The sequence below is a fragment of the Pseudomonas sp. 22082 genome, assembly GCF_052046055.1.
GTDB lineage: Bacteria > Pseudomonadota > Gammaproteobacteria > Pseudomonadales > Pseudomonadaceae > Aquipseudomonas > Aquipseudomonas pharyngis.
Genome location: NZ_JBQEQB010000004.1, coordinates 234744 through 258360, shown reverse-complemented (window position 1 = coordinate 258360; position 23617 = coordinate 234744). Strand labels below are relative to the sequence as shown.

At 60.7% G+C, this 23617-nt stretch carries 18 protein-coding genes and 1 tRNA gene; 17 read left to right on the top strand and 2 right to left on the bottom strand.

Annotated elements, in window-relative coordinates; genetic code table 11:
• Positions 1-34 precede the first annotated feature (34 nt).
• The 16 genes from rpsU (at position 35) to ACTJK9_RS07005 (ending at position 20743) form a co-directional block, all read left to right on the top strand.
• Positions 35-250: a 30S ribosomal protein S21 gene (gene rpsU, locus ACTJK9_RS07080; protein WP_002551877.1), complete on the top strand. Its 216-nt coding sequence runs from the start codon at positions 35-37 to the stop codon at positions 248-250.
• Positions 251-730: 480 nt separating this feature from the next.
• Positions 731-2698 (top strand): DNA primase, encoded by a 1968-nt coding sequence (dnaG, locus tag ACTJK9_RS07075; protein ID WP_085612938.1) that lies wholly within the window; start codon positions 731-733, stop codon positions 2696-2698.
• A gap of 67 nt (positions 2699-2765) precedes the next feature.
• Positions 2766-4613, top strand: a complete 1848-nt coding sequence (gene rpoD, locus ACTJK9_RS07070; RefSeq protein ID WP_039768067.1) for an RNA polymerase sigma factor RpoD — start codon at positions 2766-2768, stop codon at positions 4611-4613.
• 126 nt (positions 4614-4739) lie between these two features.
• Positions 4740-8486: a bifunctional diguanylate cyclase/phosphodiesterase gene (locus tag ACTJK9_RS07065; protein WP_440813092.1), complete on the top strand. Its 3747-nt coding sequence runs from the start codon at positions 4740-4742 to the stop codon at positions 8484-8486.
• 15 nt (positions 8487-8501) lie between these two features.
• Positions 8502-8578, top strand: a tRNA-Ile gene (locus ACTJK9_RS07060).
• Positions 8579-8790: 212 nt separating this feature from the next.
• Positions 8791-9879 (top strand): pyoverdine biosynthesis transaminase PtaA, encoded by a 1089-nt coding sequence (gene ptaA, locus ACTJK9_RS07055; RefSeq protein ID WP_085612940.1) that lies wholly within the window; start codon positions 8791-8793, stop codon positions 9877-9879.
• Positions 9880-9986: 107 nt separating this feature from the next.
• Positions 9987-10448, top strand: coding sequence for an Lrp/AsnC family transcriptional regulator (locus ACTJK9_RS07050; RefSeq protein ID WP_064599860.1), 462 nt, complete (start codon positions 9987-9989; stop codon positions 10446-10448).
• A gap of 146 nt (positions 10449-10594) precedes the next feature.
• The gene (locus ACTJK9_RS07045; RefSeq protein WP_064599862.1) at positions 10595-12277 is read left to right on the top strand and encodes a flavin monoamine oxidase family protein; all 1683 of its coding nucleotides are present in this window, start codon (positions 10595-10597) and stop codon (positions 12275-12277) included.
• A gap of 12 nt (positions 12278-12289) precedes the next feature.
• On the top strand, positions 12290-13084 hold the full coding sequence (locus ACTJK9_RS07040) for a carbon-nitrogen hydrolase family protein (RefSeq protein WP_085646887.1): 795 nt from the start codon (positions 12290-12292) through the stop codon (positions 13082-13084).
• Positions 13085-13122: 38 nt separating this feature from the next.
• Positions 13123-15549: a pyrroloquinoline quinone biosynthesis protein PqqF gene (pqqF, locus tag ACTJK9_RS07035; protein WP_440813087.1), complete on the top strand. Its 2427-nt coding sequence runs from the start codon at positions 13123-13125 to the stop codon at positions 15547-15549.
• A gap of 159 nt (positions 15550-15708) precedes the next feature.
• Entirely contained in the window at positions 15709-15783 is a 75-nt protein-coding gene (gene pqqA, locus ACTJK9_RS07030) for a pyrroloquinoline quinone precursor peptide PqqA (RefSeq protein ID WP_003444522.1), read from the top strand.
• An 84-nt stretch (positions 15784-15867) separates the two neighbouring features.
• On the top strand, positions 15868-16779 hold the full coding sequence (gene pqqB / locus ACTJK9_RS07025) for a pyrroloquinoline quinone biosynthesis protein PqqB (protein ID WP_007959878.1): 912 nt from the start codon (positions 15868-15870) through the stop codon (positions 16777-16779).
• 21 nt (positions 16780-16800) lie between these two features.
• A complete protein-coding gene (gene pqqC, locus ACTJK9_RS07020) occupies positions 16801-17553 on the top strand; it encodes a pyrroloquinoline-quinone synthase PqqC (protein ID WP_064599869.1) in 753 nt (250 codons plus the stop codon).
• The gene (pqqD, locus tag ACTJK9_RS07015) at positions 17550-17825 is read left to right on the top strand and encodes a pyrroloquinoline quinone biosynthesis peptide chaperone PqqD (protein WP_095195887.1); all 276 of its coding nucleotides are present in this window, start codon (positions 17550-17552) and stop codon (positions 17823-17825) included. Before pqqC ends, pqqD begins: the two co-directional genes overlap by 4 nt.
• Positions 17797-18969, top strand: coding sequence for a pyrroloquinoline quinone biosynthesis protein PqqE (gene pqqE / locus ACTJK9_RS07010; RefSeq protein ID WP_440813083.1), 1173 nt, complete (start codon positions 17797-17799; stop codon positions 18967-18969). The genes pqqD and pqqE overlap by 29 nt, the downstream gene beginning before the upstream one ends.
• Entirely contained in the window at positions 18935-20743 is a 1809-nt protein-coding gene (locus tag ACTJK9_RS07005) for a S9 family peptidase (protein WP_440813080.1), read from the top strand. The genes pqqE and ACTJK9_RS07005 overlap by 35 nt, the downstream gene beginning before the upstream one ends.
• Positions 20744-20746: 3 nt before the next feature.
• Here ACTJK9_RS07005 and ACTJK9_RS07000 read toward each other — a convergent pair whose 3' ends face one another.
• Both ACTJK9_RS07000 and ACTJK9_RS06995 read right to left on the bottom strand, forming a co-directional pair.
• Positions 20747-20905, bottom strand: coding sequence for a YqaE/Pmp3 family membrane protein (locus ACTJK9_RS07000; protein WP_003228885.1), 159 nt, complete (start codon positions 20903-20905; stop codon positions 20747-20749).
• A 207-nt stretch (positions 20906-21112) separates the two neighbouring features.
• The gene (locus tag ACTJK9_RS06995) at positions 21113-22396 is read right to left on the bottom strand and encodes an aspartate aminotransferase family protein (protein WP_440813077.1); all 1284 of its coding nucleotides are present in this window, start codon (positions 22394-22396) and stop codon (positions 21113-21115) included.
• Between the two features lie 169 nt (positions 22397-22565).
• Here ACTJK9_RS06995 and ACTJK9_RS06990 point away from each other — a divergent pair, with 169 nt between their 5' ends.
• Positions 22566-23495 (top strand): LysR family transcriptional regulator, encoded by a 930-nt coding sequence (locus ACTJK9_RS06990; RefSeq protein ID WP_440813075.1) that lies wholly within the window; start codon positions 22566-22568, stop codon positions 23493-23495.
• Positions 23496-23617: the final 122 nt, after the last annotated feature.

Here is a 23617-nt window from a genome sequence, read left to right as displayed (position 1 = left end):
TGTTGACCCCGGTAATGAATGAAGGTAGCTCTGGATGCCAGCCGTCAAAGTTAAAGAGAACGAACCCTTCGACGTAGCTCTGCGTCGTTTCAAGCGCTCCTGCGAAAAAGCCGGTGTACTGGCTGAAGTTCGTAGCCGCGAATTTTACGAGAAGCCAACTTCTGAGCGTAAGCGCAAGGCAGCTGCTGCTGTTAAGCGTCACGCCAAGAAAGTTCAGCGCGAACAGCGCCGCGCCGTTCGTCTGTACTAATACACAGACGATCGTAGCAAGCTTCTGCCAAGCCCGGCCCTCAGCCGGGCTAATGGCATTTGCGTAAAACGCTTGATGCTTCACCGTCGAAGCCGCAGATGCGACCGAGACAAACCCGCTTCACCGCGTCAGGCCTGGCTCTTTTGCCAGCGGTGCACGTCTTTTCTGACGAGCCTTTCAAGGCTACTGACGAGCACACCCACTGATTCCTCTTACGACGATCAGCCCAAGGCACCTGCTTGCGTGCCCGCTTCATGAGCTATCCGAGGCCGATTACCAGCCGTCAGCGGATTCAGCGCAACATTTTCGAATAGTCGAAGACTGATGATTACTAACGTCAGTGGATTTTCGGCAGATACACTTCCCGACAGCGATTACGCAAACGACACCGGTCGAGCCGCCCCACGTGCGCGCATCACTCATTGACCCGCGTCTGGCCGCCTTTCGCATCGGATCCATTACAGCGCAGACGAGAACGCCATGGCCGGGCTGATTCCCCAGAGCTTCATTGACGACCTTCTGAACCGCACCGACATCGTCGACGTGGTCAGCTCGCGCGTGCAATTGAAGAAGGCCGGCAAAAACTACACCGCCTGCTGCCCGTTCCATAAAGAGAAAACCCCGTCGTTCAGCGTCAGCCCCGACAAACAGTTCTATTACTGTTTCGGCTGCGGCGCCGGCGGCAACGCCCTCGGTTTTCTGATGGATCACGATAACCTGGACTTCCCCCAGGCCGTCGAAGACCTCGCCAAAGCCGCCGGCATGGAAGTCCCACGGGAAGAAGGCGGTCGCACGAACAAACCGCGCCAGCCGACCGACTCGCCACTTTATCCACTGCTCACCGCCGCCGCCGACTTTTATCGACAGGCGCTCAAGAGCCATCCGGCACGCAAGGCGGCAGTGGATTACCTCAAGGGGCGCGGCCTGACCGGCGAAATCGCCCGGGACTTCGGCCTCGGATTCGCCCCACCGGGTTGGGACAACCTGTTCAAACACTTGAGCAGCGACACCTTGCAGCAGAAAGCCATGATCGATGCCGGCCTGCTGATCGAAAACGCCGAAACCGGCAAACGCTACGACCGCTTTCGCGATCGCGTGATGTTCCCGATCCGCGACACCCGCGGGCGGATCATCGCTTTCGGCGGCCGAGTGCTCGGCGACGACAAGCCAAAGTACCTGAACTCGCCGGAAACCCCCGTGTTCCATAAAGGCCAGGAACTCTACGGCCTCTACGAAGCACGCAAGAACAATCGCAACCTCGACGAAATCATCGTCGTCGAGGGCTATATGGACGTCATCGCCCTGGCCCAGCAAGGCCTGCGCAATGCCGTCGCGACATTGGGCACCGCCACCAGCGAAGAACACCTCAAGCGCCTGTTTCGCGTCGTGCCGAACGTACTGTTTTGCTTTGACGGCGACCAGGCTGGCCGCAATGCCGCCTGGCGCGCACTGGAAGCCACACTGCCCTGCCTGCAGGACGGTCGCCGTGCACGCTTTCTGTTTCTGCCGGAAGGCGAAGACCCGGATACGTTGATTCGCGCCGAGGGCACTGACGCCTTCCGCGCCCGGATCAATCAGCACGCACAGCCGCTGGCGGACTACTTCTTCCAGCAACTGACCGAAGAAGCCGACCCGCGCTCGCTGGAGGGCAAGGCCCACATGGCCACGCTCGCAGCACCGCTGATCGACAAGGTCCCTGGCGCCAACCTGCGCATCCTGATGCGTCAGCGCCTGAGCGAGATCACCGGCCTGAGCAGTGAAAGCGTCAGCCAACTGGCCCAGAGCGCGCCGCAGGAAGCACCGCCGGCCTACGACCCGGGCATCGACTATGACGCCATGCCGGACTACAGCGACTACCATCAGCCGCAGGCACAGGACATGTATGTGCCGCAGCAGGAATGGACGCCGAAGAAACCCGGTGCCGGCGGCAAGAAATGGGACAAGAAACCGTGGGACAAGAATGGCAAGCGTGGCGGCGATCGCGACCAGCCCCGTGCCCCACGCGTGCCGGCCGCCGTCGAACCACCGACCCTGGCCGCCCTGAGAACCTTGCTGCATCACCCGCAACTGGCGGAGAAAGTCGAGGACGCCGGGCACTTCGCGGACGAGACCCAGACCAACGCACAACTGCTGGTGGCACTGCTCGAAGCCGTACAGAAGAATCCCAAGCTAAACTCATTTCAGTTGATCGCGCGATGGCACGGAACCGAACAGGGCCGCTTGCTAAAGGCGCTGGCGGAAAAGGAATGGCTGATTGACGGAGACAACCTTGAACAACAGTTTTTCGACACCATTACTAGCTTGTCAGCCCGCCAACGCGAGCGAAATCTGGAACAACTGCTCAGGAAAGCGCGTCAAAGCGAACTGAGCGCCGAAGAGAAAAATCAACTGCGCGACCTTTTAAGTCGCAATGTTTCCGCATCAAACCCGACCTCAACTGGCGCGTGAGGTCATAGCTCAGGTATAATCCTCGGCTTGTTTTTTGCCCGCCAAGACCTTCAGTGGATAGGGTGTTATGTCCGGAAAAGCGCAACAGCAGTCTCGTATTATTGAGTTGATCAAACTGGGTCGTGAGCAGAAGTATCTGACTTACGCCGAGGTCAACGACCACCTGCCCGAGGATATTTCAGATCCGGAGCAGGTGGAAGACATCATCCGCATGATTAACGACATGGGGATCCCCGTACACGAGAGTGCTCCGGATGCGGACGCCCTTATGCTGGCCGACGCCGATACCGACGAGGCCGCTGCGGAAGAAGCAGCCGCTGCGTTGGCGGCGGTGGAGACCGATATCGGTCGCACCACCGACCCGGTGCGCATGTACATGCGTGAAATGGGTACGGTCGAGCTTCTGACTCGTGAAGGCGAAATCGAAATCGCCAAACGCATCGAGGAAGGCATCCGTGAAGTGATGAGCGCCATCGCGCACTTCCCTGGCACGGTTGACCATATTCTCTCCGAGTACACTCGCGTCACTACCGAGGGCGGTCGCCTGTCCGACGTTCTGAGCGGTTACATCGACCCGGACGACGGCATTGCGCCGCCTGCCGCCGAAGTGCCGCCGCCGATCGACGCGAAAGCGGCGAAAGCCGAAGAATCCGACGACGATGACGACGCCGAAGCTTCCGATGACGAAGAAGAAGCCGAAAGCGGTCCGGATCCGGTCATTGCCGCACAGCGCTTCGGTGCTGTCGCCGATCAGATGGAAATCACCCGCAAGGCCCTGAAAAAGCACGGTCGTCACAACAAGGCGGCAATTGCCGAACTGTTGGCCCTGGCCGAGCTGTTCATGCCGATCAAACTGGTGCCGAAGCAATTCGAAGCCCTGGTCGAGCGTGTTCGCAGTGCCCTGGATCGTCTGCGTCAGCAAGAGCGCGCGATCATGCAACTCTGCGTACGTGATGCACGTATGCCTCGCGCCGACTTCCTGCGCCAGTTCCCGGGCAACGAAGTCGACGAAAGCTGGTCCGACGCCCTGGCCAAAGGCAAGAGCAAGTACGCCGAAGCCATTGCTCGCGTGCAACCGGACATCATCCGTTGCCAGCAGAAGCTGACCGCGCTGGAAACCGAGACCGGTTTGACCATCGCCGAGATCAAGGACATCAACCGTCGCATGTCGATCGGTGAGGCAAAAGCCCGCCGCGCGAAGAAAGAAATGGTTGAAGCAAACTTGCGTCTGGTGATCTCCATCGCCAAGAAGTACACCAACCGTGGCCTGCAATTCCTCGATCTGATCCAGGAAGGCAACATCGGTCTGATGAAAGCGGTGGACAAGTTCGAATACCGTCGTGGTTACAAGTTCTCGACTTATGCCACCTGGTGGATCCGTCAGGCGATCACTCGCTCGATCGCCGACCAGGCCCGCACCATCCGTATTCCGGTGCACATGATCGAGACGATCAACAAGCTCAACCGCATTTCCCGCCAGATGCTGCAGGAAATGGGTCGCGAACCGACCCCGGAAGAGCTGGGTGAACGCATGGAAATGCCTGAGGACAAGATCCGCAAGGTATTGAAGATCGCCAAAGAGCCGATCTCCATGGAAACCCCGATCGGTGATGACGAAGACTCCCATCTGGGTGACTTCATCGAAGACTCGACCATGCAGTCGCCAATCGATGTCGCCACTGTTGAGAGCCTGAAAGAAGCGACCCGCGAAGTACTGTCCGGCCTTACTGCCCGTGAAGCCAAGGTACTGCGCATGCGTTTCGGTATCGACATGAACACCGACCATACGCTCGAAGAAGTCGGCAAACAGTTTGACGTGACCCGCGAGCGGATCCGTCAGATCGAAGCCAAGGCGCTGCGCAAGCTTCGCCACCCGACGCGAAGCGAGCATCTGCGCTCCTTCCTCGACGAGTGATACCAGAACCCCCGGCCCAGGCCGGGGGTTTTGTTTATAGGGCAGATTAAATACTCAGCTCCGCCCTCCCCCGCGCACAGCCCGTCTACACTCGAAACATTCCCCCCGAGCCATAACGAGACCGTTATGCCCAGACTGGCGTCCGTGCTTTTTTTGCTGCCACTGATGATCTGGACCGCAACGGCTGACGCGCTGACTCTGACCGATGAAGAACGTAGCTGGCTGGCGGCTCACCCGGACCTGCGCCTGGGTGTCGATGCATCGTGGCCGCCCTTCGAGTTCCGCGACGACCAGAATCGCTACCAGGGCCTGGCGGCGGACTATATCGATGTGATTCGCCAACGCCTGGCGATCAAACTCACGCCCATTGAGCCGGTGAGCTGGACCGTAGTGCTCGAACAGGCGAAAAACGGCAAGATCGACCTGTTGCCGGGCATCATGTCCACCCCGGAACGCCAGAGCTACCTGTCGTTCACCCGCCCTTATCTTGACTTTCCGATCGTCATCCTCGCCCACGTCGGCGGCCCGCAACCGCGCAAGCTCGAGGAGCTTTACGGCCTGAAAATCGCCGTAGTGGAAAACTACGCGCCCCACGAACTGCTGCGCACCCATCATCCCGACCTGAACCTGGTGGCGATGCCCAACGTCAGCTCTGCGTTGCAAGCATTGGCCACAGATGAAGTGGACGCCGTGGTCGGCGATCTGGCCTCCAGCGTCTGGAGCCTGCGTCAGCTCAAACTGGATGGATTGTATGTCAGCGGCGAAACCCCTTATCGCTACCAACTGGCGATGGGCGTCCCTCGGGACAACAAAATGCTGGTGGGGATTCTGGACAAGGTGCTTGCCGATATGTCCCCGGAGGAAATCAGCAGCATTCAGGAACATTGGGTGGGCAACGTCCTCGATCACCGGACATTCTGGTCCGATCTGCTGGTTTACGGTGTACCGGGGCTCTCGCTTCTGGTCATCGTGCTGGCGGTGGTGATCCGCATCAACCGCCGCCTCAGTTCGGAAATCGCCCGGCGTATCGACCTCGAACAGGAACTGCGCAGTAGCGAATACCACTATCGCGGACTGGTGGAGAGTCTTTCGGCCATCGCCTGGGAAGCGCGGATCAGTGACTTCACCTACAGCTATGTTTCGCCCCACGCCGAAGATCTGCTCGGTTATCCGCTGTCTCACTGGCTGATTCCGGGCTTCTGGCGCAACATCATTCACCCGGCGGATCTGACCCGCGCCCAGAGCTTCTGCGATCACGAAGTCTTGGCTGGACGCGACCACAGCCTCGATTACCGGGTGATCACCGCTGACGGCCGCTGCCTGTGGGTGCGCGACATCGTCAGCCTGATCGAACACGGCCACGAACCGGTGATGCGCGGTCTGATGATCGACATCAGTGAAACCAAACGCACTGAAGAGGCGCTGCGCCTGTCGGAACAGAAGTTCGCGTCGGTATTCCAGCAATGCCCGGACATCCTGGTCATTGCACGGCTCTCCGACGGCTGCCTGCTGGAGGTCAACGAAGCCTTTGAGGAACAGATCGGGCTCAAGGCCGAAGAAGTCATCGGCCAGACCGCCACCGAACTCAACATCTGGGGCATTCCCGGTGTTGGTCCCGGCCTGCTTCAGCGACTGCAGGCCGGCAGCATTCGCAACCTGGAGATGCCCTTTCGCCGCAACAATGGTCAGGTGTTCACCGGGCTGATTTCCGCAGAACCCTTCGAGCTCGACACCACACCGGCGCTGGTCGTGGTGGTGCGCGACATCACCCAGCTCAAGGAAACCCAGCAGCAACTGCAAACCTCCGAAGAGAAGTTCGCCAAGGCCTTCCACGCCTCGCCGGACGGTCTGCTGCTGTCGCGCCAGAGCGATGGCCTGCTGCTGGAGGTCAACGAAGGTTTCAGTCGCATCACCGGTTTCAACAGCGCCATGTCGGTGGATCGCTCGGCGCTGGACCTGGGCATCTGGGTCAACCTCAACGAACGCAAGCAAATGCTCGATCTGCTGCACCGCGACGGGTTCGTTCGCGACTTCAGCTGCCACATCCGCCGCAGCGACGGGCAGATCCGCCTTTGCGAAGTGTCCAGCCGTCCACTGCCGATCGGCGACGAAGACTGCATGCTGACCATCGCCCGGGACATCACCGAACGCCACTTGATGCAGGAAAAACTGCAGCAAGCTGCGACCGTGTTCGAGAGCACTGCCGAAGGCGTGCTGATCACCGACACCCAGCAACATATCAGTGCCGTGAACCGCGCCTTCACCGAAATCACCGGTTACAGCGAAAGCGAAGCACTGGGTCACACTCCGCGCCTGCTGGCCTCCGGCCTGCACGACAGCGCGTTTTACGCGGCGATGTGGCATCAATTGACCGACGAAGGCCACTGGCAGGGCGAAATCTCCAACCGGCGCAAGAACGGTGAGCTCTACCCGAGCTGGCTGACCATCAGCGCCGTGCGCAACCGCGACAAGTTCATCACCCACTTCGTCGCGGTGTTCGCCGATATCTCCAGCCTGAAGCACGCCCAGGCCAAACTCGACTACCAGGCCCATCACGACCCGCTCACAGGCCTGCCAAACCGCACGCTGTTCGAAAGCCGCCTGTTGATGGCACTCAACAGTCAGCAGGAAAACGGCGGCCAGGGCGCGGTGTTGTTCCTCGACCTCGACCGTTTCAAACACATCAACGACAGCCTCGGTCACCCGGTCGGCGATTTGCTGCTCAAGGGCATCGCCGTACGCCTCAAGGAGCAACTGCGAGACATCGACACCGTCGCGCGGCTGGGGGGCGACGAATTCATCATTCTGCTGCCCGGCCTGCAGCAACCCGGCGATGCCGACAACATCGCCACCAAACTTCTGAACTGCTTTGGCGCGCCGTTCCAGGCCGGCGAGCATGAGTTCTTCATCAGCGCCAGCATCGGCACCAGCCTTTACCCGCGCGACGGCTGCGATGTCGCGACCCTGATCAAGAACGCAGACGCGGCGATGTACCGCTCCAAGGCCAAGGGCCGCAACCGGGTCGAAAGCTACACCCGCGACCTCACCGCCCAGGCCAGCGAACGCGTAGCACTGGAACACGAACTTCGCCGGGCCATCGAGCGCGAGGAGTTGTACCTTTATTACCAGCCGAAAATCAGCCTCGACGATCACAATCTGGTCGGCGCCGAAGCCCTGATCCGCTGGCGCCACCCGAACTTCGGCGAAGTGCCGCCAGAGCATTTCATTCCGCTGGCAGAAGAGAACGGCATGATTCTGCAAATCGGCGACTGGGTGCTGGAAACCGCGTGCCGGCAAATGTTCGAGTGGGGCCAGATCTATGAATCCCTCGGCCCGCTGTCGGTGAACCTCGCCGGCGCACAACTGCGCCAACCGAACCTGCTGGGACGCATCGAGCAACTGCTCAAGGACAACCGCCTGCAACCGGAATTACTGCAACTGGAAATTACCGAAAACTTCATCATGAGCCAGGCTGAAGAGGCGCTGGCAGTGCTGCACCAGCTCAAACACCTCGGCGTGCAACTGGCCATTGATGACTTCGGCACCGGTTATTCCTCGCTGAGTTACCTCAAGCGCCTGCCGCTGGACATCCTCAAGATCGACCAGTCTTTCGTGCGCGGCCTGCCCGATGACCCGCACGACGCGGCGATTGTCCGCGCCATCATCGCCCTGGGCCGCAGCATGCAATTCACAGTAATTGCCGAAGGCGTGGAAACCCAGGCCCAACAACAGTTCCTCGCCGCCGAAGGCTGCGAACAGATCCAGGGCTACATCGTCAGCCTGCCGCTGCCACCAGAAGAGTTCGCCGCGACGTTTCTTCGTATAGCCGTATCAGATTTTTCGGATAGCACAGCCGAGAAACCGTCGCTATAATCCGCGGCCTACTGAGGGCCTATAGCTCAGTTGGTTAGAGCAGAGGACTCATAATCCTTTGGTCCACGGTTCAAGTCCGTGTGGGCCCACCAAACATGAAAAAGCCGCGCATTCGCGCGGCTTTTTCGTTTCTGCCATTCCGGCCCGGGGGCAGTCGTTCCATCTCCCTCAAAACATGCGACTTCCGAAAGCGTGAACAAGGCTTGCCTCGTGCCTGTTTAAATCGACAACTAACCATTTCGTTACACTTTTGTCCTGGCACCCAAAGCCGAGGCACATCTGATGATTCGAAAAAGGAATTTTTATGGTTGATGTCACTCGCCGCTCGCTCATGGGAATCGCCGCAGCACTCCCCCTGCTCGCGCAGTCATCCTGGGGACAGGCGCAACGTCAGGATGTACCGGCACCGGTACCCGGCGATGAGGTACTGATCAATTTCAACGAGAGCCCCTGGGGACCGGCACTCACCGCCCGACAGGCGATGCAGGAAGGCATTGCACTGTGCGGGCGTTATCCCTACAAGATCCAGTACCGACTCAACGCTCTATTTGCCCGCCAACAAGGCATACCGGAGGAGTATGTTCAGACCTTCTGCGGCTCCAAAATGGCCTTGCAGCATGCGGTTCACGCCTTCACTCGACGGGGCAGCCTGGTCGTCGCGTCGCCCTCTTATGAAGACCCTGTCGAGGCGGCGCGTGGCAGCCAGGTCGCGGTCCACGAAATAGCGCTGAATCCTGATCACGCCCATGATCTGCCACGCATGTTGGCGGCCGACCCGCAGGCGGGACTGATCTACGTCTGCAATCCGAATAATCCGACCGGTACGGTGACGCCCCACGCAGATATCCTGCTCGCGCTGGCGAACAAGCCAAAGGGAACGATTCTGTTGGTGGACGAGGCCTATATCGACTTCTCGAATGCGCCAACCTGCATCCCGTTGGTCAAGGACCATCCCGAACTGATGGTGCTGCGAACCTTCTCGAAAATCTATGGCATGGCGGGCGCTCGCCTTGGTATCGCGATAGCCAACCCGACCCTGCTGGAGCAACTGGAGGTGTTCGGCAACTATAACGTGCCGGCGGCTCCGTCACTTTTGGGCGGCATAGCCAGTCTCGAGGACACGCAGTTGCTGCCACAACGCAAGCACACCAACACGAAGCTGCGTGACGAGACGATCAGCTGGCTGGCCGCTCGTGGTTTTCGCTGCACGGTGTCGCAGGCCAACTGCTTCATGGTCGACGTGAAACGTCCTGCCACGGAGGTGGTGCAGGCGTTGGCCGATCGCCGGGTAAAGGTAGGCCGGGTATGGAAAGAGTGGCCGACCTGGATTCGGGTCAGCGTTGGCACGGAAGACGACATGCGACGGTTTCGCGAGGCATTTGCCAGCGTCTGATATCAAGACAGTTCCTATGGAAAACCGCGCGAGTGTCGCCCACAAGCTTACCGCCGGCCGAGCCTGTAACATGCGCAGCCAAAGATCCGCGCCCATGGAGACGCCCCTTGTCCGACATCCGCCCACCCGTGCTCGATGAAATCGACCGCCAGTTGATCGCTGCCCTGCAAATCAACGCCCGCGAAAGCGTGGCGATGCTGGCGCGGCAATTGGGGATCGCCCGCACCACCGTGACTTCGCGATTGGCGCGACTGGAAAAGGCCAAGGTCATCACCGGGTATGGTGTGCGTCTGGGTCAGCGCGTGGTGGACGGCGGATTGCAGGCTTACGTCGGGATCAAAGTGCAGCCACGCTCCGGCAAAGAGGTGCTGCGCCGGTTGAGCGCGATGGCCCAGGTACAGCAATTGTGCGCGGTGAGTGGTGAATTTGATTACGTAGCCTGGCTGCGAACCGATTCCCCGGAGCAGCTCGATCAGCTTCTGGATCAGATCGGCAGCGTAGACGGCGTGGAGAAGACCACAACTTCGATCATCCTCAGCAGCAAGATTGATCGCGGGCATCCAGTTTGATCACTACTTTCGTCATATTGCAGCACTAACGTTCAAAACGACGACACATTGCGTCTTATTAACGTGTTCTACGCTCCCTAGAATGGCTGGCATCTTTTCCTATACTCAGACGCGCATCCAGCGTCGGGTCGCCAGCAAGGTCAGCCATGAACAAGAACAATCGCCATCCTGCAGACGGTAAGAAACCCGTCACCATTTTCGGCCCGGACTTTCCTTTCGCCTTCGACGACTGGATCGAACACCCGGCCGGTCTGGGCAGCATTCCCGAGCATAACCACGGGGCCGAAGTGGCCATCGTCGGGGCCGGCATCGCGGGTCTGGTGGCGGCTTACGAGCTGATGAAGCTCGGCTTGAAGCCGGTCGTTTATGAGGCCTCGAAGCTTGGTGGACGCCTGCGTTCGCAAGCGTTCAACGGTACCGACGGCATCGTCGCCGAGCTCGGCGGCATGCGCTTCCCGGTGTCCTCCACCGCGTTCTATCACTACGTCGACAAACTCGGCCTCGAGACCAAGCCCTTCCCCAACCCGCTGACGCCGGCCTCCGGCAGCACCGTGATCGACCTGGAAGGCAAAACCCATTACGCACAGAGCCTGAAGGATCTTCCTGCACTGTTCCAGGAAGTGGCTGACGCCTGGGCCGATGCTCTGGAGGCCGGCTCACAGTTCGCCGATATCCAGCAGGCGATCCGCGACCGTGACGTGCCACGCCTCAAAGAACTGTGGAACACCCTCGTACCGCTGTGGGACGACCGCACGTTCTACGATTTCGTTGCCACATCGAAAGCCTTCGCCAAACTGTCGTTCCATCACCGCGAAGTGTTCGGTCAGGTCGGTTTCGGCACCGGCGGCTGGGACTCGGATTTCCCCAACTCGATGCTGGAAATCTTCCGTGTGGTGATGACCAACTGCGACGATCACCAGCATCTGGTGGTCGGCGGTGTGGAACAAGTGCCACAAGGCATCTGGCGCCATGCGCCGGAACGCTGCGTACACTGGCCGCAAGGCACCAGCCTGAAATCGCTGCACCACGGCGCCCCGCGCTCCGGGGTAAAGAAAATCGCCCACGCGCCTGACGGACGTTTCGCAGTCACCGACAACAACGGCGACACCCGCGAATACGCCGCCGTACTCACCACCTGCCAGAGCTGGCTGCTGACCACCCAGATCGAATGCGACGAAAGCCTGTTCTCGCAGAAGATGTGGATGGCGCTGGACCGCACTCGCTACATGCAATCGTCGAAGACCTTCGTGATGGTCGACCGCCCGTTCTGGAAGGACAAGGATCCGGAAACCGGCCGCGACCTGATGAGCATGACCCTCACTGATCGCCTGACCCGTGGCACTTACCTGTTCGACAACGGCGACGACAAACCCGGCGTGATCTGCCTGTCGTACTCGTGGATGAGCGACGCGTTGAAGATGCTCCCGCACCCGGTGGAAAAACGCGTGAAACTGGCGCTGGATGCGCTGAAGAAGATCTACCCGAAGGTCGACATCGCCGCGCGGATCATCGGCGATCCGATCACTGTGTCCTGGGAAGCCGACCCGCACTTCCTCGGCGCGTTCAAGGGCGCCCTGCCCGGTCACTATCGCTACAACCAGCGCATGTACGCGCACTTCATGCAGGACGACATGCCGCCGGAGCAGCGCGGGATTTTCATCGCCGGTGACGACGTGTCGTGGACGCCGGCCTGGGTTGAAGGCGCGGTGCAAACGTCGCTCAACGCGGTGTGGGGAATCATGAAGCACTTCGGCGGGTCCACACATAAAGAGAACCCCGGCCCGGGCGATGTGTTCAAAGACATCGGCCCGATCGCCCTGCCCGAGTAAGAGGAATCCCCGATGCGTGTAGCCCTTTACCAATGTCCACCGCTGCCACTGGAACCCGCCGCCAACCTTCAGCGCCTGCATCAACTGGCGATGGAGGCCAAAGGCGCCGATCTGCTGGTGGTGCCGGAGATGTTCTTGACCGGCTACAACATCGGCAAGGAGGCAGTCGCGACATTGGCCGAGGTCTACAACGGTGAGTGGGCGCAGCAAGTAGGACGGATCGCCAAGGCTGCCGGCCTGGCGATTCTTTACGGTTACCCTGAGCGCACCGCCGAAGGACAGATCTACAACGCCGTGCAGTTGATCGACTCAAACGGCGAGCGCCTGTGCAATTACCGCAAGACGCATCTGTTCGGCGATCTGGATCGTTCGATGTTCAGCGCCGGCGATGGCGAGTTTCCCATCGTCGAGCTCAACGGCTGGAAGCTCGGGTTCCTGATCTGCTACGACCTGGAGTTCCCGGAAAATGCCCGGCGCCTGGCCCTTGAAGGTGCCGAGCTGATTCTGGTGCCGACAGCGAACATGATTCCTTTCGATTTCATTGCCGACGTCTCCGTGCGCTCCCGGGCTTTCGAAAACCAGTGCTACGTGGCGTACGCCAACTACTGCGGCCACGAGGGCGACATCCATTACTGCGGGCAAAGCAGCATCGCCGCGCCGGATGGCAGCCGCATCGCCCAGGCAGGATTGGATGAAGCACTGATCGTCGGTGAGCTGGATCGCCAGTTGATGGTCGACTCCCGTAGCGCCAACCGTTACTTCAACGACCGCCGTCCCGAACTTTACGACGCGCTCAACAAGCGCTAATCCGCTAGCATTGGCACTTCACTGTTCTGGAAGTGCCCATGCCTGCGCCGACTCACCCTCGCCCCCACACCGAAACCCTGGCCAACGGCTTGCGCGTGACCCTGCGTCACGTGCCCGGCCTGAAGCGCAGCGCCGCTGCGTTGCGAGTGGCGGCCGGCAGTCATGACGTGCCGTTGGCATGGCCGGGGCTGGCGCACTTCCTTGAGCATCTGCTGTTTCTCGGCACCGCGCGATTTCCTGCACAGCAAGGGCTGATGGCCTACGTGCAAGGTCACGGCGGCCAGGTGAATGCCAGCACCCGCGAGCGCACCACCGATTTCTTCTTTGAATTGCCGCCAGCGTCCTTCAGCGCCGGGCTGGAGCGTCTGTCAGACATGCTCGCCCATCCGCGTATGAATCCGGACGATCAGTTGCGGGAGCGGGAAGTGTTGCAGGCGGAGTTTGTCGCGTGGACGCAGGATGCTGCGGCTCAGCAGAAAGAAGCGCTGTTCGAAGGGTTGTCAGCGGAACATCCGTTGCGCGGTTTCCACGCCGGAAACCGCGACAGCCTGCCGGTGGAGCAAGCGGACTTTCAACAGGCATTGAAAGACTTCCACCAGCAGTTCTACCGCACCGGGCAGATGACCCTGAGCCTGGTCGGGCCGCAGAGTGTTGAAGAGCTACGCACGCTGGCCGAACAGTTTGCCGCCACGCTGACGCCTGGGGATAAAACTGCACAGGCAGCCCCCGTACGCTTGATGGGTAACGCGCAGGAAAGTTATCAACAGGCCGGCGAGCATCGCGGCAATCTGCTGTTTGCGTTGGAGGAGTTACCGGAGTCGTCAGCCGAAGCGCTGGCGTTTCTCTGCCACTGGTTGAACAGCGCCAAACCCGGTGGCTTGCTCGCCCATTTGCAGCAGCAGGGTCTGGCGGAAGGTTTGCAGGCCTGTGTCCTGTATCAGTTTGCCGAGCAAGCTTTGCTGCACCTTCAATTCACGACGCCATCCGGTCCACTCGACGCCATCCGCGCACAGTTTCTCGACTGGTTGAGCTTCTTCGCAGCCCAGCAGGACTGGCCAACTTTGCGGGAGGAATATTCGGCACAGTTTCAGCGTCAGCAGCAGGTCAGCGGCGCGCTGCAACGGGCGCGACTCGACAGCGAACAACTCGAGAGCGGCCTGTCCGACGCGGCCGTTACGGCGCTCAAAGTAATTCTCGGCAAAATCGGCACTGTGGATAACTTCAGCAGTCACTGGCATCTGCCCGCTGCCAACCCGCTTCTGCGCGCAGCCGAGCCGCTGGCCAACGCCGGTCTGATCCGCGGCCAGACCAGCGCCCACCGAGGCCTGCGCACATTCGCTCAGGATCGCTCGCGCAGCCGCCGCGAACGCTCGTCGATGCAATTCAGCCAGGCGCTCCCGGATAACGGCGACGAAGGCGCGGTGTATGTGCGCTGGCAGACGGAAGCGGCGGCCACGGCCGAGCTGCAAGCGAAACTGCAACGCAGCCTGCGGGAAGTGTCTGACGACGCGCGTCAGGCCGGGGTGGAGTTGTCCTTCAGCACTACGGGTAATCAGTGGCTGCTGAAATTGACCGGCCTGCAGGACACGCTGCCCGTAGTGCTGGAACATGCGCTGAAATATCTGACGCAGGTCGATGCCGACTCGCCAAGCGGTGAGCCGCCAGTGCCGTCGATGCTGATCCGTCAATTGCTCAAGGCATGGCCCGAGCGTTGCCTGCCCGTGGTTGCGCAATCCGATGATGCCAAGCAGCTGTGGACAACTTCCCGTTGGGATGGTCTGGCGCTGGGTCTCGATGCCCACACCCAATCGGCCATGGGACTGGCCCTGAGCCGCATTCCCAGCAAGCCATCCAATGAATTACCAACCCTGCCGGCATTCCACGCACAACTTCGCTGGGATCAGTTCGACACCGCCTCCAGCGAACACGCATTACTGCTGTTCTGCCCGACCGCCAGACCGGACATTCCCAGCGAAGCCGCGTGGCGCTTCCTTGCGCACCTGTGCCACACGCCGTTCTATCAGCGGCTACGAGGTGAATTGCAACTGGGATACGCGGTGTTCAGTGCTTTCAGACAGGTACACGGTCAAGGTGGATGGCAGTTCGGCGTGCAATCGCCGACCGCCACTCCCGCGCAACTGCTCGATCACGTTCAACAGTTCATCGAAGGCATCCCCGCGCTGGTCGAAAACATTGATGATGCCTTCCTCGTCGAGCAGCGCCAGATCCTCGCCGTACACCTGGATGCCGGCATCCTGTCCGGCAAGGAGGCTGCCGAACTTCTGTGGCAGGCAAAACTCGCCGGCCACTCGTCGGATTACCTGATTCAACTGAGCAATGCCATAAGTCAGCTTGACCGCGAGGCATTGCTGGCCGCCGCACACTGTTTAATCCGCGCCGAAGGCGGCTGGCACGTCCTGGCCAACAGCCCTTCGCCGGGCGCACCGTGGCAAGCGGCAAATTGATCATTACCGGGGCTGCAAGGAGCTTTCTCAAAGATTCACGGGCAAACCCCCTGAAATTTTGAGTAACATAGCCACCTAACTATTTGGAACATCCCTGCGCTGCCGTGGACTATACCTATGGATAGCGCTATCCCACCCACCTGAAAAAGGAGTCACCCGATGGCCTGGACCAAACCTGCTTACACCGACCTGCGCATCGGCTTCGAAGTCACCATGTACTTCGCCAGCCGCTGAGTCCTGCCTCAAGCAGAACATTGCAGTGCAACGCCTCGGCTCGCCGGGGCGTTTTATTTTCAGCGTTGAAATGATGGAGCGTTCATGTTCGTCCAGATTCTGGGTTCGGCCGCCGGTGGCGGTTTTCCGCAGTGGAACTGCAACTGCGTCAACTGCGCAGGCTTTCGCGACGGCAGCCTGAATGCCCAGGCCCGCACCCAATCGTCCATCGCCATTTCCGATGACGGCGTGAACTGGGTGCTGTGCAATGCCTCGCCGGACATCCGCGCGCAGCTTCAGAGCTTCGCCCCGATGCAACCGGGCCGTGCCCTGCGTGATACCGGCATCAGCGCGATCATCCTGATGGACAGCCAGATCGACCACACCACCGGCCTGCTCAGCCTGCGCGAAGGCTGCCCGCATCAGGTCTGGTGCACGGACATGGTCCACGAAGACCTGAGCACCGGTTTCCCGCTGTTTACCATGCTCAAGCACTGGAACGGCGGGCTGGACTGGAACCGCATCGAACTCGACCAGAGCTTCACCGTCGCCGCGTGCCCGAACCTGCGCTTCACCCCGCTGCCTCTGCGCAGCGCCGCACCGCCTTACTCGCCGCACCGCTTCGACCCGCACCCGGGCGACAACATCGGCCTGATCGTCGAAGACCTCAGCACCGGCGGCAAACTGTTCTATGCGCCAGGCCTGGGCAAGGTCGATGCGCCGTTGCTGGAAATCATGGCCGGCAGCGACTGCGTGCTGGTGGACGGGACGATGTGGGATGACGATGAAATGCAGCGTCGTGGCGTCGGCACACGCACCGGCCGCGAAATGGGCCACCTGGCGCAGAACGGCCCCGGCGGCATGCTCGAAGTGCTGGAACAGCTTCCCGAGCAGCGCAAGGTGCTTATCCACATCAACAACACCAATCCGATTCTCGATGAGGACTCGCCGGAGCGCGCGGAGCTGGTGCGGCGCAATGTTGAAGTGGCGTATGACGGCATGAGCATCGTCCTGTAACGAATGGCCCGGAGAACCGCAATGACCGACACCCCGCTGTCCCCCGCCGAATTCGAAGCGGCCCTGCGCGCCAAGGGCGCCTATTACCACATTCATCACCCGTATCACGTGGCGATGTATGAAGGCCGGGCCACCCGCGAGCAGATTCAGGGCTGGGTCGCCAACCGTTTCTACTATCAGGTGAACATTCCCCTGAAAGACGCGGCGATCCTCGCCAATTGCCCGGATCGCGAGATCCGCCGCGAATGGATTCAGCGCCTGCTCGACCACGACGGCGCGCCCGGTGAGGACGGCGGCATCGAAGCCTGGCTGCGTCTGGGCCAGGCCGTCGGTCTCGATCCGGATCAATTGCGTTCCCAGGAACTGGTGCTGCCCGGCGTGCGTTTCGCCGTCGATGCCTACGTCAACTTCGCCCGCCGCGCCAGTTGGCAGGAAGCTGCCAGCAGCTCTTTGACCGAACTGTTCGCGCCGCAGATCCACCAGTCGCGTCTCGACAGCTGGCCGCAGCATTACCCGTGGATCGACCCGGCCGGCTACGAATATTTCCGCACCCGTCTCGGTCAGGCCCGCCGCGATGTCGAGCATGGTCTGGCGATTACGCTGGAGCACTACAGGACCCGCGAAGGTCAGGAGCGCATGCTGGAAATTCTCCAGTTCAAACTGGACATTCTTTGGAGCATGCTCGATGCCATGAGCATGGCTTACGAACTGAACCGCCCGCCGTATCACAGCGTCACCGATCAACGGGTCTGGCATAAAGGAATCGCCTTATGAGTTTCGACCGCAGCAAGACCCCGACCTGGCGTCCCGGCTACCGTTTCCAGTACGAACCAGCCCAGAAAGGCCACGTGCTGCTGTACCCGGAAGGCATGATCAAGCTCAATGAAAGTGCCGCGCTGATCGGCGGCCTGATCGACGGTGAGCGGGACGTCGCGGCAATCATTGCCGAACTCGACAAACAGTTTCCCGGCGTGCCCGAGCTCGGTGACGACATCGAGCAATTCATGGAGGTTGCCCGTGCGCAACACTGGATCGAACTTGCCTGAGTCATCGGTGCAAGTCCCGGCCAAACCGGAAATCGGCCTGCCGCTGTGGCTGCTCGCCGAGCTGACTTACCGCTGCCCGCTGCAATGCCCGTACTGCTCCAATCCGCTGGATTTCGCCGAGCAGGGCAAAGAACTGAGCACCGAGCAGTGGATCAAGGTGTTCCGCGAAGCGCGGGAGATGGGTGCAGCGCAACTGGGCTTCTCAGGTGGCGAACCGCTGGTACGCCAGGACCTTGCCGAGCTGATCCACGAAGCGCGCCAGTTGGGTTTCTACACCAACCTGATCACCTCCGGCATCGGCCTGACCGAACAGAAGATCAGCGACTTCAAGAAGGCCGGCCTCGACCACATCCAGATCAGTTTCCAGGCCAGCGACGAGCAAGTGAATAACCTGCTCGCCGGCTCGAAAAAGGCCTTCGCGCAGAAACTGGAAATGGCCCGCGCCGTGAAGGCTCACGGCTATCCGATGGTGCTGAACTTCGTCACCCATCGGCACAACATCGACAAGATCGACCGCATCATCGAGCTGTGCATCGCGCTGGAGGCCGACTTCGTCGAACTCGCCACCTGCCAGTTTTACGGCTGGGCGCAGCTCAATCGTGTCGGTCTGTTGCCGACCAAAGAGCAACTGATCCGCGCCGAACGCATCACTAACGAATACCGCGCCAAGCTGGAAGCCGAAGGGCATCCCTGCAAGCTGATTTTCGTCACACCGGACTATTACGAAGAACGCCCGAAAGCCTGCATGAATGGCTGGGGCAGCCTGTTTCTGACAGTCACCCCGGACGGCACCGCCCTGCCCTGTCATGGCGCCCGACAGCTGCCGGTACAATTTCCCAATGTGCGCGACCACAGCATGCAGCACATCTGGTACGACTCGTTCGGCTTCAACCGCTTTCGCGGTTATGACTGGATGCCCGAGCCGTGCCGCTCCTGCGACGAAAAAGAACAGGATTTTGGCGGCTGCCGTTGCCAGGCCTTCATGCTCACCGGCGACGCGAGCAATGCCGACCCGGTGTGCAGCAAGTCCGAACATCACGGCGTGATTCTCAAGGCCCGCGAAGAAGCCGAGCACGCCACCCAGACCATCGAACAACTGGCCTTTCGCAATGAACGAAACTCGCGCCTCATCGCCAAAGGCTGAGCCTTTCAGCGCCACCGCCGCGGTTGCCGCCGGCGTGGACTTCGCCGAATTGCAGCTCGGCGCCCAGGGTTTGTTCTGGAATGAATATCGCCCGACAGACGCCGCCTGCCGGATCTGGCATTGGTGCGATGGCGTGGCGAAATGTCTGACGCCCGCGGGTTTCAGCGTGCGCAGCCGGGTGTACGAATATGGCGGTGGGGCGTTTTGCCTGACGCCTGACGGGGTGGTTTTTGTCAACGAGGCGGATCAGCAGCTGTATCGCCAGACGCTGGATGGCGAGCCCGTGGCATTGACGTCTGGCGAGTGTCGTTATGGCGATCTGAACTACGCCGACGGGCAGGTGCTGGCCGTTGAAGAGAACGGTGATCGCCATCGTCTGGTGGCTATCGATCTGGCGAATGGCGACCGCCAAATGCTGGTTGAAGGGGCGGATTTTTACGCGTCGCCGATCATCAGTCCGGACGGCCAGCGCCTGGCGTGGATCGAGTGGAGCCGTCCGCATCAGCCGTGGACATCCACACGACTGATGCTCGCCGAGCGCTCGTCCAATGGATTTTCCGCCCCGCGTTGCGTGGCTGGTGAAACCCTTGAAGAGTCGATCCAGCAACCGCGTTTCGATGCCGATGGCCGACTGGGCTGTCTGACCGATCGTGCTGGTTATTGGCAACCGTGGGTCGAGTCGGCAAACGGCTTGCAACCGTTAGCCAGCGCCGAAGCCGATCACGCTCCAGCCCCATGGCAACTTGGCGGCTGCACCTGGCTGCCCACCGACGAAGGTTTCTTGGCGAGCTGGAGCGAAGGCGGTTTCGGTCGTCTGGCGCTCAACGGCGAAGACTTCACCGGTGATTACAGCCGCTTCCGTCATCTGGCTGTCGATGATCAGTTCATTTACTGCATTGCCGCCTCACCGATCAGCCCTTCAGCCGTGATCGCCATTGATCGCGATTCGCGTGAAGTGAACGTTCTGGCCGGCGGTGTCGCACCGCTGCCCGCCGAGCGCATCAGTCGCCCGCAAACCCTGCGCTACCCCAGCGGTTCGGGTGAAGCACACGGATTCTTTTACCCGGCCACGAATGGCGATGCGAAACCGCCGCTGGTGGTGTTCATCCACGGTGGCCCGACGTCGGCCTGCTACCCGATGCTCGACCCGCGCATTCAGTACTGGACACAACGCGGGTTCGCCGTCGCCGATCTCAACTACCGAGGCAGCAGCGGCTATGGCCGAGAGTATCGACAGGCCCTGCATCTGAGTTGGGGAGTGGTGGATGTAGAGGATGCTTGCGCAGTGGTGGCCTATCTGGCCGAACGCGGCATGATCGATGGCGACCGTGCGTTTGTCCGTGGCGGCAGCGCCGGCGGTTACACGACGCTGTGCGCACTGGCGTTCCATCAGGTATTCCGCGCTGGCGCCAGTCTGTACGGTGTCAGCGACCCGGTGGCCCTGGCCCGTGCTACGCACAAGTTCGAAGGCGATTACCTGGACTGGCTGATCGGCGATCCAGAGAAGGACGCCGAACGCTACGCCGCCCGCACGCCGTTGCTGCACGCAGGCAACATCCGCGTACCGGTGATCTTCTTCCAAGGTGAGCTGGACGCCGTCGTCGTGCCGCAACAGACCCGCGACATGGTCGCGGCCCTGGAGCAAAACGGTATAGAGGTCGAAGCGCATTACTACGCCGACGAACGCCACGGCTTCCGCCGGGCCGCCAACCAGGCCCATGCGCTGGAGCAGGAATGGCGGTTCTACCGGCGAGTGATGGGTTTGACGGACTGAGACTCAGCGCTTGGCGATGATGTACACCGCGTGCACGATCCCCGGGATGTAACCGCACAACGTCAGCAGAATGTTCAGCCAGAACGCGCCGCCGAACCCGACCTGCAGAAACACACCCAGTGGCGGCAATAGAATGGCGATGATGATGCGGATAAAGTCCATGGGGCAGCTCCTGATTGGGGGTTGGCTCACCTGAGCCATACAAGCTAATCGACCTGTGCCGTCTGTCAGGGTTCAGTGCAAACCGCAATCTCGCCATCTGATTGCCATTACCCGGCCACAAAAAAAACGCCCCACGCCAAAAGAATCAGGCGTGGGGCGTGCGTTATACCGCGAGACGGTTCTTGAATTCGGGTGGGAAACTTCAGCTCAGACGGCAATCCCTTTGCGGCATTGCAATTGCGCGGTGCGTACCCGGGAGAAGGCGCGGGCCAGACGCAGGAGCATTTCGTCGATGTTGGCCTTGCTGACGTTGAGCGCCGGGGTGAAGCGCAGGCAGTCGGCTTGTGGGGCGTTGAGCAGCAAACCTTCGTGAAGCGCGGCTTTTACCACGGCCTCGGCGGAGTCTTCCGACAGGCTCAGTCCCCAGAACAGCCCCTGCCCGCGTAACTCGCCATGCTCATAACGATGGGCCAGACGGGCGAGCCCTTCGCGCAGATGCTGGCCGTTGTCCCGGATCTGTTCGAGGAAGGCGCGGTCCTGCACGCTGTCGAGCACCACCAGGCCAGCGGCGGTCATCAGTGCGTTGCCATGATGCGTACCGCCCAATTCCCCAGGTTCGAAACAGCAGGCCTTGCCTCGCGCCAGCAGCGCCGCCAGTGGAACACCGCCGCCGAGGCCTTTGCCGAGCACGACGATATCGGCGCGCACTCCGTAGGACTGTTCGGCGAGCAAGGTGCCGCAGCGGCCGATGCCGGTTTGAACTTCGTCGAGAATCAGCAGAATCCCCAGCTCCCGGCACAGACGTTCGACACCCTTGAGGTAATGCTCGGTCGCCGGGATTACTCCGGCATCGCTCTGGATCGGTTCGAGCATGATCGCCACGGTTTGTGCGTCGACCGCTGCATGCAATGCCGGCAGGTCATTGAACGGCACCAGATCGAAACCCGGCAGCAGCGGCGCGAAGCGGTTGTGCAGGTTGCAACTGTCCGACGCCGAAATCGTCGCCAGACTACGTCCGTGACAGCCTTGTCTGGCGACAATGATCCGCGAAGCGCCACCGCGATGCAGTTGACCCCATTTGCGCGCCAGTTTGATCGCTGCTTCACAGGCCTCACTGCCGCTGTTGAGCAGGTACGCCTGATCGCTGGCAGTGCTGGAACACAGGCGCTCGGCGAGGCTGAGCATGCCGCGGTTGTGCAGATTGAAGCCGGGATTGATCAGGGCCTGGGCCTGGCTGGCGATGGCCTTGACCAGCGCCGAAGGGCTGTGGCCAAAGCTGTTGGCGCCGCCGGCCTGGGAAAAGTCCAGGTAGGCGCGGTCATTGCTGTCCCATAGCCAGGAGCCCTGGCCGCGAACGAATACCTGCTGCGGGCGCTCGACGCTGGGCATCAGACGTTCGGCATTCAGGCCATCAGAAACGTCCGATTCCTGGGTTTCAAAAACCAGGTCATCGAGGCTCGGCGTCTGGCGCCGCAAACTGAACAGATTCATTGAAAAAAACCTCGATCGAGGTTTTTTGAACTGCCTATGCAAACACTTTCATAACAAACGCTGGTCATTGCGCTTTCCGGCCCTGTAAGCCTTGTGAATGCGGTTAGACTAGGCCGGTTCACGGCGTCGAGCCATTTCGATTTCCCAGCATTTTCGATAAGTGTTACTTATGGATTTCAAACAACTGCGTTATTTCGTCGCGGTCTACGAAGAAGGTCATGTCGGACGCGCCGCCGAGCGCCTGTCGATCTCTCAACCCGCGCTGTCCCAGCAGATCCGCCAGCTGGAACAGAACCTCGACGTCATCCTGTTCGAACGCAGCAGCAAACGCCTGTTGCCGACCCTCGCCGCCCACACCTTGTACAACCACGCCCTGCCGCTGCTCGACGGCATGCAGCGGGCGCGCGAGGCGCTGGGCAACTTCAAGGGTCAGGCACTGCGCACATTGGCGATTGGTGTACTGCAAACCGTGCACACCAGCCTGGTGCCGCAGATGCTTGAGCGGGTGCGCAAGGCCCAGCCGCATCTGGTGGTGCAGATTTATGAACTGACGGGGCTTGAGATCGAGCGGCGACTGCTCAACGGCTCGCTGGATATCGGCATCAGCTATTTGCCGCCACGTCAGCCGGGGCTGCACGGCGTAATGCTGTACGAAGATGAACTGACGCTGGTCATCCCGGCGGATCATCCGCTGCGGGAATTCAAGAAAGTCTCGATGAGTCAGGCGGCCGAATTGCCGATGTTGCTATTGGGCGAAGAATTTCAGATCCGTCAGATCTGGCAGGCGCAATTGGCCAGCCTCGGACGACGCCCGCAAGTGCAGGCCGAATTGAACAATATGGTCGGGATTCTAGACAGCCTGCCGCATACGCGTCTGGCGACGGTGCTACCCGGTCGTTCGCAAAAGGAGTACGACGATCAGGATCTGTTGTGGAAACCGTTGAGTGAGCCGCGTGTACCGTTGAAGGTCGGGCTGGTGTGTCGCGATGTGCAGCGCCAGCAGGCGCCATTGGCCTTGCTGCGAACGTTGCTGGAAGAGGTGATGCAGCGTGAGGACAAACCGCTGAAAGGTGCACCACCGCTGGACGCGCTGAGCTGAAAACTTTTCTGCGGCCATAAGAAAACCCCGCCGAAGCGGGGCTTTGCAGACTGTTTCCCTGACATCCATTTCACTCCGCCACCCTGGCAGAATCCTACGTGTCCGTGTTGTTGCTTTGCGCT

Coding starts and splice junctions, on each gene's coding strand:
- rpsU (WP_002551877.1), top strand. CDS start 35: ATGCCAGCCGTCAAAGTTAAAGAGAACGAACCCTTCGACGTAGCTCTG.
- dnaG (WP_085612938.1), top strand. CDS start 731: ATGGCCGGGCTGATTCCCCAGAGCTTCATTGACGACCTTCTGAACCGC.
- rpoD (WP_039768067.1), top strand. CDS start 2,766: ATGTCCGGAAAAGCGCAACAGCAGTCTCGTATTATTGAGTTGATCAAA.
- ACTJK9_RS07065 (WP_440813092.1), top strand. CDS start 4,740: ATGCCCAGACTGGCGTCCGTGCTTTTTTTGCTGCCACTGATGATCTGG.
- ptaA (WP_085612940.1), top strand. CDS start 8,791: ATGGTTGATGTCACTCGCCGCTCGCTCATGGGAATCGCCGCAGCACTC.
- ACTJK9_RS07045 (WP_064599862.1), top strand. CDS start 10,595: ATGAACAAGAACAATCGCCATCCTGCAGACGGTAAGAAACCCGTCACC.
- ACTJK9_RS07040 (WP_085646887.1), top strand. CDS start 12,290: ATGCGTGTAGCCCTTTACCAATGTCCACCGCTGCCACTGGAACCCGCC.
- pqqF (WP_440813087.1), top strand. CDS start 13,123: ATGCCTGCGCCGACTCACCCTCGCCCCCACACCGAAACCCTGGCCAAC.
- pqqB (WP_007959878.1), top strand. CDS start 15,868: ATGTTCGTCCAGATTCTGGGTTCGGCCGCCGGTGGCGGTTTTCCGCAG.
- pqqC (WP_064599869.1), top strand. CDS start 16,801: ATGACCGACACCCCGCTGTCCCCCGCCGAATTCGAAGCGGCCCTGCGC.
- pqqD (WP_095195887.1), top strand. CDS start 17,550: ATGAGTTTCGACCGCAGCAAGACCCCGACCTGGCGTCCCGGCTACCGT.
- ACTJK9_RS07005 (WP_440813080.1), top strand. CDS start 18,935: ATGAACGAAACTCGCGCCTCATCGCCAAAGGCTGAGCCTTTCAGCGCC.
- ACTJK9_RS07000 (WP_003228885.1), bottom strand. CDS start 20,905: ATGGACTTTATCCGCATCATCATCGCCATTCTATTGCCGCCACTGGGT.
- ACTJK9_RS06995 (WP_440813077.1), bottom strand. CDS start 22,396: ATGAATCTGTTCAGTTTGCGGCGCCAGACGCCGAGCCTCGATGACCTG.
- ACTJK9_RS06990 (WP_440813075.1), top strand. CDS start 22,566: ATGGATTTCAAACAACTGCGTTATTTCGTCGCGGTCTACGAAGAAGGT.